The sequence below is a fragment of the Streptomyces sp. 4N509B genome (assembly GCF_052245655.1).
In the GTDB taxonomy this organism is placed as follows: Bacteria; Actinomycetota; Actinomycetes; order Streptomycetales; family Streptomycetaceae; genus Streptomyces.
In genome coordinates this window covers 51173-63735 of record NZ_JBQQBZ010000023.1, presented here as the reverse complement: position 1 = coordinate 63735, position 12563 = coordinate 51173, and the positions used below count along the sequence as shown (strand labels likewise).

Annotated in this window: 14 protein-coding genes; 10 read left to right on the top strand and 4 right to left on the bottom strand. The window is 73.8% G+C overall.

Going from position 1 to position 12563, the window contains the following annotated elements; all coding sequences use genetic code 11:
- Positions 1-3: 3 nt before the first annotated feature.
- The 3 genes from ACTWP5_RS20775 to ACTWP5_RS20765 all read left to right on the top strand — a co-directional run bounded on the left by ACTWP5_RS20775 (position 4) and on the right by ACTWP5_RS20765 (position 2649).
- Complete coding sequence (locus ACTWP5_RS20775) at positions 4-1350, top strand: sensor histidine kinase (RefSeq protein ID WP_443222541.1); 1347 nt, start codon at positions 4-6, stop codon at positions 1348-1350.
- Positions 1347-2084, top strand: a complete 738-nt coding sequence (locus ACTWP5_RS20770) for a response regulator transcription factor (RefSeq protein WP_443222540.1) — start codon at positions 1347-1349, stop codon at positions 2082-2084. Before ACTWP5_RS20775 ends, ACTWP5_RS20770 begins: the two co-directional genes overlap by 4 nt.
- 139 nt (positions 2085-2223) lie before the next feature.
- Positions 2224-2649: a VOC family protein gene (locus ACTWP5_RS20765; RefSeq protein ID WP_443222585.1), complete on the top strand. Its 426-nt coding sequence runs from the start codon at positions 2224-2226 to the stop codon at positions 2647-2649.
- A 185-nt stretch (positions 2650-2834) separates the two neighbouring features.
- On the opposite strand, the gene ACTWP5_RS20760 is transcribed toward ACTWP5_RS20765, so the two are convergent.
- On the bottom strand, positions 2835-3869 hold the full coding sequence (locus tag ACTWP5_RS20760) for a hypothetical protein (protein ID WP_443222539.1): 1035 nt from the start codon (positions 3867-3869) through the stop codon (positions 2835-2837).
- A gap of 262 nt (positions 3870-4131) precedes the next feature.
- Between ACTWP5_RS20760 and ACTWP5_RS20755 the strand changes: the two genes are divergently transcribed.
- Positions 4132-5736 (top strand): sensor histidine kinase, encoded by a 1605-nt coding sequence (locus ACTWP5_RS20755; protein WP_443222538.1) that lies wholly within the window; start codon positions 4132-4134, stop codon positions 5734-5736.
- Here ACTWP5_RS20755 and ACTWP5_RS20750 read toward each other — a convergent pair.
- Positions 5721-6200 (bottom strand): SAM-dependent methyltransferase, encoded by a 480-nt coding sequence (locus ACTWP5_RS20750; RefSeq protein WP_443222537.1) that lies wholly within the window; start codon positions 6198-6200, stop codon positions 5721-5723. The two genes, ACTWP5_RS20755 and ACTWP5_RS20750, sit on opposite strands and share 16 nt — an antisense overlap.
- A 114-nt stretch (positions 6201-6314) precedes the next feature.
- Here ACTWP5_RS20750 and ACTWP5_RS20745 point away from each other — a divergent pair, with 114 nt between their 5' ends.
- The gene (locus tag ACTWP5_RS20745) at positions 6315-7049 is read left to right on the top strand and encodes a response regulator (protein WP_443222536.1); all 735 of its coding nucleotides are present in this window, start codon (positions 6315-6317) and stop codon (positions 7047-7049) included.
- A 55-nt stretch (positions 7050-7104) separates the two neighbouring features.
- Here the strand turns inward: ACTWP5_RS20745 and ACTWP5_RS20740 are convergent, their stop codons facing one another.
- Positions 7105-7917, bottom strand: coding sequence for a hypothetical protein (locus ACTWP5_RS20740; protein WP_443222535.1), 813 nt, complete (start codon positions 7915-7917; stop codon positions 7105-7107).
- Positions 7918-8037: 120 nt separating this feature from the next.
- A complete protein-coding gene (locus ACTWP5_RS20735; RefSeq protein ID WP_443222534.1) occupies positions 8038-8967 on the bottom strand; it encodes an ATP-binding cassette domain-containing protein in 930 nt (309 codons plus the stop codon).
- A 131-nt stretch (positions 8968-9098) separates the two neighbouring features.
- On the opposite strand from ACTWP5_RS20735, the gene ACTWP5_RS20730 reads away from it, so the two are divergent.
- From ACTWP5_RS20730 to ACTWP5_RS20710, 5 genes are all read left to right on the top strand, one after another.
- Positions 9099-10031 carry a helix-turn-helix domain-containing protein gene (locus tag ACTWP5_RS20730; RefSeq protein ID WP_443222533.1) on the top strand — a complete coding sequence of 311 codons (933 nt, stop codon included), beginning with the start codon at positions 9099-9101 and terminating at the stop codon, positions 10029-10031.
- Positions 10028-10462, top strand: a complete 435-nt coding sequence (locus ACTWP5_RS20725; RefSeq protein WP_443222532.1) for a VOC family protein — start codon at positions 10028-10030, stop codon at positions 10460-10462. The genes ACTWP5_RS20730 and ACTWP5_RS20725 overlap by 4 nt, the downstream gene beginning before the upstream one ends.
- A gap of 101 nt (positions 10463-10563) precedes the next feature.
- Positions 10564-11748, top strand: a complete 1185-nt coding sequence (locus tag ACTWP5_RS20720) for a helix-turn-helix domain-containing protein (RefSeq protein WP_443222531.1) — start codon at positions 10564-10566, stop codon at positions 11746-11748.
- A gap of 293 nt (positions 11749-12041) precedes the next feature.
- Positions 12042-12293 carry a hypothetical protein gene (locus tag ACTWP5_RS20715; RefSeq protein ID WP_443222530.1) on the top strand — a complete coding sequence of 84 codons (252 nt, stop codon included), beginning with the start codon at positions 12042-12044 and terminating at the stop codon, positions 12291-12293.
- Entirely contained in the window at positions 12290-12553 is a 264-nt protein-coding gene (locus ACTWP5_RS20710; RefSeq protein WP_443222529.1) for a hypothetical protein, read from the top strand. The genes ACTWP5_RS20715 and ACTWP5_RS20710 overlap by 4 nt, the downstream gene beginning before the upstream one ends.
- Positions 12554-12563 lie beyond the last annotated feature (10 nt).

The window sequence follows — 12563 nt, the reverse complement described above, 5'->3', positions numbered from 1 at the left end:
GGCATGTCTGGCCCTGGTTCGCCGCCCCCGCCGTCGCCCCTGCTCAAACGCGTGCCGCCGGGCCTGTGGACGGCGCTGGTGTGGTTCGTCGCGGCGGTGGAGCCCATCCTCCGGTACGTGGTGTACCCGCCCGCGCGGGGATACTCGCTCGACTACCCCGAGGACGGGCTGCGCCCCCTCAGCGCCCGGCTGCTCCTCGCCCTCGCCTTCGCCCTCGTCCTGGTCGGCAGCGCGCTGCTGCGCCGCCGCACCCTGCTGGCCTACGGGCTGGTGGTCGCCGGCACGGTCGTCTCGACGCTCGCGTGGCGGCAGGACGAGGTGCCGACCCTCCAGTTCCTGGCGGTCGACGTCGTGGTGGCGTACGTCGCCGCGACCCGGGGGCGGCGCGAGTCGCTGGTGGCGGCGGGCGTGGCGGTGGGGATGCTGGCGGCCTACGGGGTGACGCGGGCGGTCGCGGGGACGCACTCCGGCACGGTGGCCGAGCCGTACGTGGCGCTGACCGTCGCGGTCGCCTGGCTCGTCGGCAACTCGGTCCACCAGGCCCGCGCCCACACCAGGGAGCTGAACGCCCGCGCCGCCGCCCAGGCGGTGACGGCGGAACGGCTGCGCATCGCCCGCGAGATGCACGACACCGTCGCCCACAGCATCGGCGTCATCGCCCTCCAGGCCGGCGCCGCGGCGCGCGTCGTCGGGACGCAGCCGGAGAAGGCGCGGGAGGCGATGCTCACGGTGGAGCGGGCGGGGCGCGAGACGTTGGCGGGGCTGCGGCGGATGCTGGGCTCGCTGCGCCAGGCCGACGCCGAGGGCGAGGGCGGCGGGGACCGCATGGGGCCGGGGACGGCGGCGGGGCCGGTGGGGTGGGGCGCGGGCGGCCGGCTGTCGGACGTGCCACGGCTCGCCGCGACGACCACGGCCGCCGGTTTCGGTGTGGACGTCACGTGGCGGGGCGAGGGCCGGCCGCTGCCGGGCGAGGTGGACCTCGCGGCGTTCCGGATCATCCAGGAGGCGGTGACCAACGCCGTCCGCCACTCGGGCGCCGGCTCCTGCCACGTGACCGTCGACCAGCGGGAGGACGAGCTGGTCGTCGAGGTGTCCGACGACGGCGCGGGGGGCGGGGCCGGTGAGGGAGGCGCCGTCGCCGGTTCGGGATACGGGCTCCTCGGCATGCGGGAGCGCGTCGCCCTCCTGCACGGTGACTTCGCGGCCGGGCCGCGCCCGGGGAGCGGCTTCCTGGTGACGGCCCGGCTGCCCGTCGAGGCCGGGATCACGGGCCATGGCGCGGCCGGGGTCCCGGCCGGGGTCACGGCCAGGGCCGGAACGGGGGCCGGGACGGGGGCCGAGGTCCGATGACGATCCGCGTGGTGCTCGCCGACGACCAACCCCTGGTCCGGGCGGCCCTGACGATGGTGATCACCGACACCGAGGACATCGAGGTCGTCGGGGAGGCGTCCGACGGCGCGGAGGCGGTGCGGCTGACGCGGCGGCTCGTCCCCGACGTCGTCGTGATGGACCTGCGGATGCCCGGCACGGACGGCATCGAGGCCACCCGCCAGATCACCGCCGGCACAAGGGCCCTGACCGACGTGACCGACGTGACCGAAACGACGGACGCGAGCGGCGCCGGCGCCGGCGGCGGATCGCCGCGTGTCCTCGTCCTGACGACCTTCGACGACGACGACTACGTCTACGGGGCGCTGCACGCCGGCGCCTCCGGCTTCCTCGTCAAGGACATGGCCCTCGACGACATCCTCGCCGCCGTCCGCGTCGTCGCCGCCGGGGACGCGTTGATCGCCCCGAGCGTGACGCGCCGCCTCATCAGGGAGTTCACCGGCCGCTCCCCCGCCACGGCGAAGCCCGCCTCACCGCGCGCGACCCGCGTCGGGACCCTCACCAACCGGGAGCGCGAGGTGCTGACCCTCGTCGGCCGGGGCCTGTCCAACGCCGAGATCGCCGACGAGCTCACCCTCAGCGTCGCCACCGCCAAGACGTACCTGACCCGCCTCCTCGCCAAGCTCGACGCCCGCGACCGGGTGCAGCTCGTGATCATCGCCTACGAGGCGGGCCTCGTGACGGCCTCCGGCTGAGGTCACCGGCCAGGTGAGGCACCCAGAAGAACTCGTCGCGTCCGGATGTCGAGAACGCGGCACCGGCTCCGTCCCGGGTGTACCAGTAGCCAGAACGAACCGCGTGACGCGTAAGGAGCACCCCGTGACGATTCAGCGGATGGACAACGTGGGCATCGTCGTCGACGACCTGGCGGCCGCCGTCGCCTTCTTCACCGAGCTCGGCATGGAGCTGGAAGGTGAGGCACGGATCGAGGGAACCGTGCCGGACCAGATGCTCGGCCTCGACGGCGTCAGCAGCGCCATCGCGATGATGCGCACCCCGGACGGCCACGGAAAGCTGGAGCTGACGACGTTCCACACCCCCGCGGCGATCACCGCCGAACCGCTCAACCCGCCGCCCCACACGCTGGGCCTGCACCGTGTCATGTTCACCGTCGATGACATCGACGACACGATCAGCCGCCTGCGCCGCCACGGCGCCGAACTCCTCGGCGAGGTGACCGAGTACGAGAACGTCTACCGGCTCTGCAACCTCCGCGGCCCCTCGGGAATCATCGTCGCCCTGGCCGAACGGATCGGCTAGGTCTCCTTCTCCCTGGTCAGCGCCGTGTCCACCAGGGGCCCCACCAGGGACCCCGCCAGGGACCGGATCGGCCGACATTCGGCGGCGCGATCCGGTCCCACCCCGCGTCAGCGATCAGCCGTGGGACAGCCACGTCCGACCGGCTGACCAGGCCGTCACAGCGACACCCGTCACAGCGACACGGCTCAGACGGAAGCGGCGATCGAGCGCACCAGCTCCACGTCCTCCGGCCGGGGCGTCTCCGGCAGGCCGATGGCCTCGGTGTGCGAGGACTCGATGACCACGACGCGCTCGCCCAGGATGACCCTGGCTTCGAGGTAGCCGCTGTCGGAGTTGAAGCGGGCCCCGTCGCCGATGTCGGGGTGGGTGATCTCCTCGGCCGCGGGACTCCAGTTGCCGGCGGCCTCCTCGTCCGTCAACACGTTGACGGTCAGCTCCGCCTCGTCACCCGAGAACTGACAGAACGAACCGCCCGCGTCATCCAACACGGCGCGCGCCGTCACCAGTTCCTCGCCCAGCGTCTCGGCCGCCTGCGTCAGGTCGATCCCGGCGCACGGTCCCTCGGGCTCGCCGTCGAGGATGGTCAGCTCCTCGGGGACGCGTTCCAGCGCGAGGACGGCGAGCGTGGCGAACGCCGAGCCGAGTTCGGCGTCAGGGATCTCCGGGAAGCCGCCGGGCGTCTCGCCGTAGACCATGGTGACGATCAGCCCGACGTCGCCGTCGATCGTCCTCAGCTCGCGCGAACGGAGGACGCCGCCCGGGGCGGACATGGCCACCACCTCGGCACGGTCGCCGAGGTCCTCCACCGGACCCGCCTCCCGCCCCTCGAAGGCCGCGAAGAGCTCGTCCTCGTTCGCGCCTCCCACGGTGTAGATCGTCAGGTCGGCCAGTCCCGGGACGTTGTCCGTGTAGTAGCCGCAGCCCGCCAGGCGCCCGCCGGCCCACTGCGGGGCGGCCGACCGTTCGGTGACGTACAGCTCGGGGACGCCGATGATCTCCGCCAGTTCGGCCGGCTCGAAGAGCCCACACTCGTCGAATCCGGTCTGCGCGACCGGCTCCTCGGACTCCTGGGTCTGCTGCTCCTCCCGCTGCTCACCGCCCCCGCCCGCGCCGGCGGTTCCTTCCGCGTCCTCGCCCGGCTCGGACGAGCCTCCGCTCGAACAGCCCGCCACCAGGGCCATGGCCCCCAGGGCCACGGCGAGTCGAGTAGGCCACCTCATGCGCACTCCAAGATCGTGATGCTCGTTCGACGTACCAGAGTGGCGAACGGCGCTTTCTTGCCACTTTCACGCCCGGAGGTTTACCGGCGTCGCCCCGGTCTCCCGTGGAGCGCGCGCTAGCGTCGTGGTCGTGGGCATCGACGAGCGGGCGGGCGGGCGCGGGAGGTTCCGGTTCGCTCCGCCGGGGGCGGCGGGGGCGGCGGGCACGGGCGGGAAGGGCCGTGGCCGGCGGGTGAGGGGACGGCGGGTGAGGGGGCGGCGGGTGAGGGGGCGGTGGGCCGACCTCACGTGGTGGGGCCTGGTGCTGGCCGGGATGCTGAGCATCAACGTGCCGTTCCCGCCGCGGCTCCGGGACGTCGCGGTGGTCGTCGCCGGCACGGCGGTGGCCGCCGTCGTCAACCGCGCCCACCCGCCCGCCGCCCTCGCGTACGGGCTGGCCCTCGCCCAGTGGGACGAGCGGTTCTACGCCGTCGCGGGGCTCGTCGCGTTCCTCGCCGGCCGCCGTCCGGGCCGGGCTCCCGGGCATCCGCTGGCGTGGCTCGCGGCCCTGGCGGTCCCGGTCGTGATCGCGCTGCCGCGCCCCGGGACCGTGCACGAGCTGGCCAACCTCCCGGTCGAGCTGCTCGTCAGCGTCGTGCCGGCGTGGCTCGTCGGGCGGTACCAGAGTCAGCGGATCGCGCTGGGCCAGGCGGGCTGGGAACGGGCGGCGCGGCTGGAGCGCGAACAGGCCATCGTCGCCGAGCAGACGCGGCTGCGGGAGCGGGCCCGCATCGCCCAGGAGATGCACGACTCCCTCGGCCACGACCTGAGCCTGCTCGCCGTCCGTGCCGGCGCGTTGGAGTACACGGCCGGACTGAACGAGGAGCAGCGCGCCGGGGTGGCCGAGCTGCGCTCGGGCACGGCGGCGGCGCTGGAGCGCCTGCACGACATCATCGGCGTGCTGCGGGAGACCGAGGAGGAGGACCGGGGCGCGCCCACGGACCCGGTGGGGGAGGGCCTGGACGACCTGGTTGACCGCTGCCGCGCCTCCGGCATGGACGTGACACTGCACCGGCCCGGCCCCGCGTCCGGCGCCGGGCGCCCGCCGTTGGTGGAGCAGGCCCTGCACCGCATCGCGCGGGAGGCGCTCACCAACGCCGCCAAGCACGCCCCGGGGGCGCCCGTGCGGATCACGGTCGAGGGGTCCGGGGGGGACACCACCGTCAGGATCGTCAACGGCCCGCCGCCCGAGGTCTCGCCGCCGGCGTCACCGGCCGTGGGGAGCGGGCGCGGCCTGGTCGGCATCCGGGAACGGGCCCATCTCCTCGGCGGCACGCTCGCGGCGGTCGCCACGGCGGACGGCGGGTTCCGCGTCGAGGCGCGCCTCCCCCACCGGCCGGACCACCCCGGGCCTGTGCCGAGGGCGCCGTGGCCTGCGGAGACGGCGGAGACGGCGGAGTCGGCGACGGCGTCGGCCGTGGCGGAACGGATCGCGCAGCAGGACACGCTGCGGCGCCGGTTCGCCCGCTCGCTCGTCCTCGTCGCCGTGGCGGTCGCGTTCGCCGCCGTGGTGTCGCTCTTCGTCCGGGGCACGCCCGAGCTGGACGAGGACGTGTACGAGCGCGCCCGCGTTGGCCAGTCCCGCGCCGAGCTGGCCCCGTCGCTCCCCGACCGCCAGACCGGTGAACGACCGCCCCGCGAACCCCCCGCGCCGCGCGGCGCCCGGTGCGAGTACTACGCGTCGAGCCTCCTCTTCCCCACCCACGTCTACCGCCTGTGCTTCCGCGACGGCCTGCTCGTCTCCCGCCACGAGCTTCCGCTGGAGGAGGACGCCGAGGGGAACGCCCAGGGGAACGCCGTGGAGAACGCCGTTCAGGGCCGGAAGTAGTCCGCCATCAGGTCGCTGACCCACGCCGGCTGCCTGATGTCCACCGCGCTGACGCTGAACTCCACCATCAACGGCTTCACGTCGATGACCGGGGTGCCACAGACCGCGTCGAGGCCCACCACCGTCAGCTCGCGGCCACGGACGGACTCGATGGCGCAGCGCGTCACGCCGATGCGGTTCGGTCGTCGGGGCCCCCGGCCGGCGAAGACGCCGACGGGCGGGAGGTCAGGGCGGCCACGGTAGGGGCTGGGTTCGCGGTGGGCCTCGTCCCCGCGTTCCGGGAACTGGTCGAAGACGAAGAGGATCTCCGCGTGGGAGAAGCCCTCCAGGCCCTGGAGGCATGCCTCGCCGAAGCGCTCGTCGATGGTGATCGTGCTGCGGACGGCACCCCAGTTGTCGGTGTGCTGGACGTCCGTGCGGTTGTTCCGGACCGTACCGATCGATGTGATCTCGAAGCCTGGCATGGCACGGTTCTATCTCTCGGGCGCCTGGTGGGACCAGCGTCGTGCACCCCCACCAGCCGCCCCGGGGAGAGGCGGCGGACGCGGCAGGCGCGGCGGACGCCTAGTCTTCCGGACATGACCGCGCCCGCCCCCGAGCCCGCCCCCGAGCCCACTCCCGAGCCCGACGGCCCCGCGCCGCGCCCCGTGCGCGTCCTCCTCGCCGAGGACGAGCCGCTGATCCGCGCGGGGGTGCGGGCGATCCTCACCGCCGGCCCCGGGATCGACGTCGTCGCGGAGGCCGGCGACGGGCGGGAGGCCGTCGAGCTGGGGCTGCGGCACCGGCCCGACGTGGCCGTGCTGGACATCCGGATGCCGCGACTCGACGGGCTGGCCGCCACGGCGGAGCTGCGGCGCGCCCTCCCGGACTGCGCCGTCGTCATCCTCACCACCTTCGGCGAGGACTCCTACATCACGCGGGCCCTCGACAGCGGCGCCACCGGGTTCCTGCTGAAGACCGGCGACCCGAGGGAGCTGGTCGCGGGCGTCCGGGCGGCGGCGGAGGGCGCCGCGTACCTGTCGCCACGGGTGACGAAGCGGGTCATCAGCCGTCTCGGCCGGGGCCGGCTGTTCCCGGAGCCGGGCCCGGACGGCGCCGAGCGCCTCGGCACGCTCACCGCCCGCGAGCGGGAGGTGCTGGCGCTGCTCGGCTCCGGCCTGTCCAACGGCGAGATCGGCCAACGCCTCGGGCTCACCGAGGGCACCGTGAAGACCCACGTGCGCGCCATCCTGGGCCGCCTCGGTATCCGCAACCGCGTCCAGGCCGCCGTCGTGGCGTACGAGGCCGGCCTGGTCGAGCGGCTGGAGACCTAGGCGTTTCGGGCGTCGGGCGTCGACGTCGGGCGTCGGGCGTCGGGCGTCGGGCGCGTCAGACGTCGCGGCGGCGAAGGACGACGTAGGCGCCGAGCTGGGCGGCGGCGGCCCAGGCCGCCACGACGGCGGCCGACGCCGCCCGGCCGAGCGCGGCGTCGTCAGCGGAGATCATGCCCAGCAGTGTCAGCCCGGCCTCCCCCGGCAGGTACTGCGTCCCGCTCATCCGGACGACCATCGGCACCACCATCATCACCGTCAACACGGCGCTCAACGTCCCGACCGAGCTGCGCAGCAGCGCGCCCACGCCCACCGTCAGCACGGCCGTGAGCACCAGGTACACCACGACGCCGACGACGTCCCGCGCCCCCGACGCGGCGTCCCCCACGCCGTGCGAGCCCAGCGTCGCGTGGCCGAGCCCGAGGCCGACCAGGGCGAGCAGCAGCGCGAACGGGGCCGTCACCGCCGCCACGACCGCCGTCTTCGCCGCCAGCACCCGGCCGCGCCGGGGGTCGGCCGTGAGGGTCGTCCGCATCGCCCCGGTCGCGAACTCGGCCGTCACCGTCAGCATCGCGAAGGCGACCACCCCGAACTGGGCGAAGAGCACCCCGTTGGCCATCGGCTCGCCGAAGCCCATCGTGGACCCGTCCGAGGCGTCGCCGGACTCGACGTCGTTCGCGAAGTCCATGCCGAGAACGCCCGCGCAGCCCGCCAGCAGGACGAGGGCGCTCAGCAGCGCCCACCACGTCGAGCGCACCGACCAGAACTTCGTCCACTCCGACCCCAGCGTGCCGAGCAGCGGCGAGCGGTCAACGGCGGGCGCGGAGGGAACGGGCGTGTGAGCGGGCGTGTGTGCGGGCGCGGCTGGCATGGCGGCGTGCCTTTCGTGGGCGTGGGTGCGGTCGTGTGGGTGCGGTGGTGTGGGTGCGGTGGTGTGGGCGCGGTGGTGTGGGCGCGGTGGCGTCGGACGGTGCTGGTCGGTTCGGGCCGGTCACGAGGCGGTGAAACGGGTGGCGTCGGCCGTCAGCTCCATGTACGCCTGCTCCAGCGACGCCTGCCGCGCGCTGAGCTCCAGCAGCGCGACGCCGAGCCGGTGGGCCAGCAGCCCGACCTCCTCGATCGGAAGGCCGGAGACGACCAGCCGGCCGCCGTCGCCGCCCGGCCCGTTCGACGGCTCGACGCGTCCGCCGCCCGCCACGACCCCCTCGCGCAGCCGGGCGCCCCCGGCCGCGTCGGCGCACCGCACCACGACGGTCGACGCCGCCGAGCTCGACGCGATCACCTCGGCGAGCGGGGCGTCCGCGATCAACCGGCCCTTCCCGATCACGACCACCCGGTCGGCCATCAGCTCCATCTCGCTCATCAGGTGGCTGGAGACGAAGACCGTCCGCCCCTCCTCCGCCAGCGACCGCAGCAGGCCACGAATCCACAGCACGCCGTCGGGGTCGAGGCCGTTGACCGGCTCGTCGAAGACGAGCACCCCCGGGTCGCCCAGCAGGGCCGCCGCGATGCCGAGCCGTTGGTGCATGCCGAGGGAGAACCCGCCGCACCGCTGCCCCGCCACGTCGGTGAGGCCGACGACGTCGAGGACCTGCTGCACGCGCCGCGCCGGGATGTGGTGAGTGCGGGCCAACGCCCGCAGGTGCGTGCGGGCGGCGCGGCCCGGGTGGAGCGCCTTCGCGTCGAGGAGCGCGCCGACCTCCCGCAGCGGGTGGCGCAGCTCGCCGTAGGGCCTGCCCGTGACGAGGGCCCGGCCGGCGGTGGGGCGGTCCAGGCCGAGGATCATCCGCATGGTGGTCGACTTGCCCGCGCCGTTGGGGCCGAGGAAGCCCGTCACCTGGCCGGCTCCGATGGTGACCGTGAGGTCGTCCACGGCGGTGCTGTCGCCGAACCGTTTGGTGAGCCGCTCCAGGGTGATCATCGTCCCGCTCCTGTGCCGATGTGCTGGTGTTGTCGCACCCACGACGCTAGGAACGGGCGGAGGGCCGGGACATCTGTCCGTCGACGCCCGTCGCCTCTGTCTTTCGACAGAGGCGAGCTAGCGTCGGAGGCGTGGCGTTCGGGGATGACGACGAGGCGGCTCGCGGCCGGTGGGAGTTCGCCGTGGCGGCGGCGGCGAGCCGAGGCCGCGCGCCCGGGATCGTGTCGATGGTGGGCTACCGCGCGCTGGACGTTCCCGAGCACGTCCACCGGGGCCTGCCGTCGCCGTCGTTGACGTTCGTCCTCAGCCTCGACGAGGGCGTCGAGGCCACCGCCACGGCCGAGGCGCTGCCGGCCGCGCGTCCGCACCCGGTGCTCCTCGGCGGCCTGCACGTCGCCGCGAGCCACGTCAGGCAGCGTCCCGGGCAGGCCGGGGTGCAGCTGGCGGTGCACCCGCTCGCCGCCCGCGCGCTGTTCGGGGTGCCGGCGGCCGAGCTGAGCGTGACGGACTTCGACGGGACGGCGGTCCTGGGCCGCCGGGTGGAGGAGCTACGCGAGCGGGTCGCCGGGGCCGCGACGGCGGCCGGCGGGTGGCGGGCGGCGTTCGCGCTGGTCACCGACTGGTGCCGGGCCCAGGCGGCGCGACGGGACCGGGACCGGGAGGGGAGCCGGGGCGGCGCCGTGGTGCGCCCCGAGGTGGCGCACGCCTGGCGGCTGCTGGCACGCGAACGGGGGCGGGTCCCCGTCGCCGCGCTGGCGGAACGGGTCGGGCTCAGCGCGCGACACCTGACGACGCTCTTCGGGCGGGAGGTGGGCCGCTCGCCGAAGACAGTCGCGACGCTGATGCGCTTCGAGCACGCGACCACCCTGATGGCGGACGCGGCACGCCGAGGCGGTCGGGTCGATCTCGCCGCCGTCGCCGCGCGCGGCGGCTACTGCGACCAGGCGCACCTCACACACGAGTTCGGCCGGTTCGCCGGGACGTCGCCGCGCGGCTGGCTGGCCGAGGAGTTCCGAAACATACAAGACGGGGGCCACGCGGGCTGGCCAGAGTTGGCCCCATGAACAACGACGCCGCGAACGCCGCGAACACTGCGAAGGCCCCGATCCCGACCCCGACCGTGTGGCTGACGCTCCAGGCCACCGACGCCCCCGCGCTGATCGACTACTACGTGGACACCTTCGGCTTCGTCCTGACCGCACGGCACGGTGAGGGCGACGTCGTCGACCACGCCGAGCTGCTGTGGCCGGAGGGCAGCGGCGGCATCATGCTCGGCACCCACCGCCCCGGCCGCGCCTGGTCCCGGGAGCCCGGCACGGCCGGCGGATACGTCGTCACCACCGACCCCGACGCCCTGCACGAGCGGGTCGTCGCACGGAACGCCGACGTCATCCGCCCGCTCGCGGACACGGACTACGGCTCCCGCGAGTTCGCCGTCCGCGACCCCGAGGGCAACCTGTGGTCGTTCGGCACCTACCCCGGGCAGGCACGCTAGGCCGGCAACGGCCCTACTCCGATGGGGTCGTTCGCTGTACCCCTGCTGCCCCTGGGGCGTACCGTTCCGATTGTCTACGTCAGAACGGGAGCCATACTGTCATGTCTGCCTATATCGGCGACAGGCTGCGCGAGGCGCGGAAGCGGGCCGGTCTCACGCAGCACGAACTCGCCCGCGCTTCAGGCGTCTCCCTTTCCCTCATTCGCAAACTGGAACAGGGCGACCGGCGTGACACGCGGCTGGAGACCCTTCACCGTCTGGCTGTGGCCCTGGAGACCACCACGACCGCCCTGATCCTCGAACACGCCGACGAGCAGGACGTGGCCGTCGCTTCGCCCGAGCAGTGGAACGCGGTCCGAGCCGCGCTCGACGGCACCGACGGCGAGATCGACGAGGCGCCCACCGCCGAAGGCGTACGCGCCGGATACGCCACCGCGACGGAGCTCTACCGCGCCGGAGACTTCGCCGGTATCGGCGCCATGCTGCCTTCCCTGATCCGCGACGCCGACGCACTGGCCGACATCGCCGCCGAAGGTCCCACCCTGCGCATGCGGGTGCTGACCATGACGGGACGTCTGATGACGCAGACGCGGCAGTACGACGCCGCGCGGATCGCACTCGCACGGGCGGAACGCGATGTGCCGGACATGATTCACGGCGTGGCCCTGACGAACGTCCGGTGCTTCTTCCTGCTTCGACGTGGCCGACTGTCCGATGCGTTGACCCTGGCCGCCACGTGGGCGGAGGACATCGAGCCACGGCGGATGTCCCGCGCGACGACTCTCGATCTGGCCGCGTGGGGATGGGTGCTGCTGCGCACCGCAGCGGCCGCCGCTCGGGACGGGAGGCACGGGGAGGCGGAACAGGCGCTGGCCCTGGCGGAGTCTGCGGCAGCCGCGATGGGCCGCAGGCAGTCGTCGCTGCCCCACCTCGGGCTGCTTCACGAGTACTCACGCTCCACCGTGGAGATGCAGCGGGCGGAGTACGCCATGGTCCGCGACCAGCCGGACGAGGTGCTGCGTATCGCGCGCGGTGTGGATCTGGCCCGGATGCGGAAGACCAGCGGAAACCGGAATCGTCATCTGCTGGACGTGGCGGCGGCGTACACACGCCTGCGGCGGTACGACGCGGCCATGGAAAAGCTGACGCGGGTGTGGCAGGACGCGCCGCAGTGGTTGCCGAACCAGAGGTACGCGCGGGACATCGTGGGTCGGCTCGTCGAGCGCAGACGAACCCTGACGCCGGGGATGCGGACGCTGGCAGACGCGGTCAGGCTTCCGCTGTAACGCGCTGTGGCACTTAGCCGCACAGCCCGTCAAAGTGACATTGAACTGGGGCATCGGGCTGCGTAGCGTCCTGGCATCGACACTCCGTGCACAGCACGTCACTGGAGCGGATCATGCCTGAACAGCCCGCATCGCCCATCCCCTCTCCTGCCGCGCCACTGCCGGTGTGGTTGCCGCCTGATGGTGTCAGTTTGCGGAGTGTTCCGTGTGGGCGGTGGTTTGATGCCGTTCGTGTGCCGGAGCGGGTGGCTGGTGTGGTGGTGGATGCGTTGGCGGGGCGGTCGGGGGCGGTGATGGCGGACAGCTGTGACGGTGTCTGCTTCTGGCTGGTGAGACCGGGGGCGGCGCGTGGCTGGGAGGACGAGCTGCCGGTGCAGGTGTACTGCGTCGCCTGTCACCTGCTGGTGCCCTCGATCGCTCCGCACCGCAACCGGTGGGTGGAGTGGCTGGTCCGGCCCGAGCCGGGCTGGGACGGCCTGACCGACCCCGGCCTGTTGCACCAGGCGCTGACGATCGCCGTCGCCGGGGCGGGAGGAGCCCGGTGATCGGGGGCCTGCACAACGGCAGGGAGGTGCTGCGCGACGTCGCGCATCCCTGGATCGGGCAACGGGTGGTCGAGCCCCGAACCGGCAGGACCGGCCGGCTCGGGCTGGTCGTCGAGCACGTCGCCTACGACGTCCTCGGACGCGAACGCGTCCTGTGGACCGAAGCCCACCTACGACCCACCGACGGCTCCGGCTGGGAGTGGCGAGCCAACCTCGACAAGCTCACCCTCAACGCCGACCACCAGCACCACAACCGATAGGCCCGCGAAG

What these genes read in the sequence shown, in the direction of transcription:
- ACTWP5_RS20775 (WP_443222541.1), top strand. Translation starts at nt 4, where the DNA reads ATGTCTGGCCCTGGTTCGCCGCCCCCGCCGTCGCCCCTGCTCAAACGC.
- ACTWP5_RS20770 (WP_443222540.1), top strand. Translation starts at nt 1,347, where the DNA reads ATGACGATCCGCGTGGTGCTCGCCGACGACCAACCCCTGGTCCGGGCG.
- ACTWP5_RS20765 (WP_443222585.1), top strand. Translation starts at nt 2,224, where the DNA reads ATGGACAACGTGGGCATCGTCGTCGACGACCTGGCGGCCGCCGTCGCC.
- ACTWP5_RS20760 (WP_443222539.1), bottom strand. Translation starts at nt 3,869, where the DNA reads ATGAGGTGGCCTACTCGACTCGCCGTGGCCCTGGGGGCCATGGCCCTG.
- ACTWP5_RS20750 (WP_443222537.1), bottom strand. Translation starts at nt 6,200, where the DNA reads ATGCCAGGCTTCGAGATCACATCGATCGGTACGGTCCGGAACAACCGC.
- ACTWP5_RS20745 (WP_443222536.1), top strand. Translation starts at nt 6,315, where the DNA reads ATGACCGCGCCCGCCCCCGAGCCCGCCCCCGAGCCCACTCCCGAGCCC.
- ACTWP5_RS20740 (WP_443222535.1), bottom strand. Translation starts at nt 7,917, where the DNA reads ATGCCAGCCGCGCCCGCACACACGCCCGCTCACACGCCCGTTCCCTCC.
- ACTWP5_RS20735 (WP_443222534.1), bottom strand. Translation starts at nt 8,967, where the DNA reads ATGATCACCCTGGAGCGGCTCACCAAACGGTTCGGCGACAGCACCGCC.
- ACTWP5_RS20725 (WP_443222532.1), top strand. Translation starts at nt 10,028, where the DNA reads ATGAACAACGACGCCGCGAACGCCGCGAACACTGCGAAGGCCCCGATC.
- ACTWP5_RS20720 (WP_443222531.1), top strand. Translation starts at nt 10,564, where the DNA reads ATGTCTGCCTATATCGGCGACAGGCTGCGCGAGGCGCGGAAGCGGGCC.
- ACTWP5_RS20715 (WP_443222530.1), top strand. Translation starts at nt 12,042, where the DNA reads ATGGCGGACAGCTGTGACGGTGTCTGCTTCTGGCTGGTGAGACCGGGG.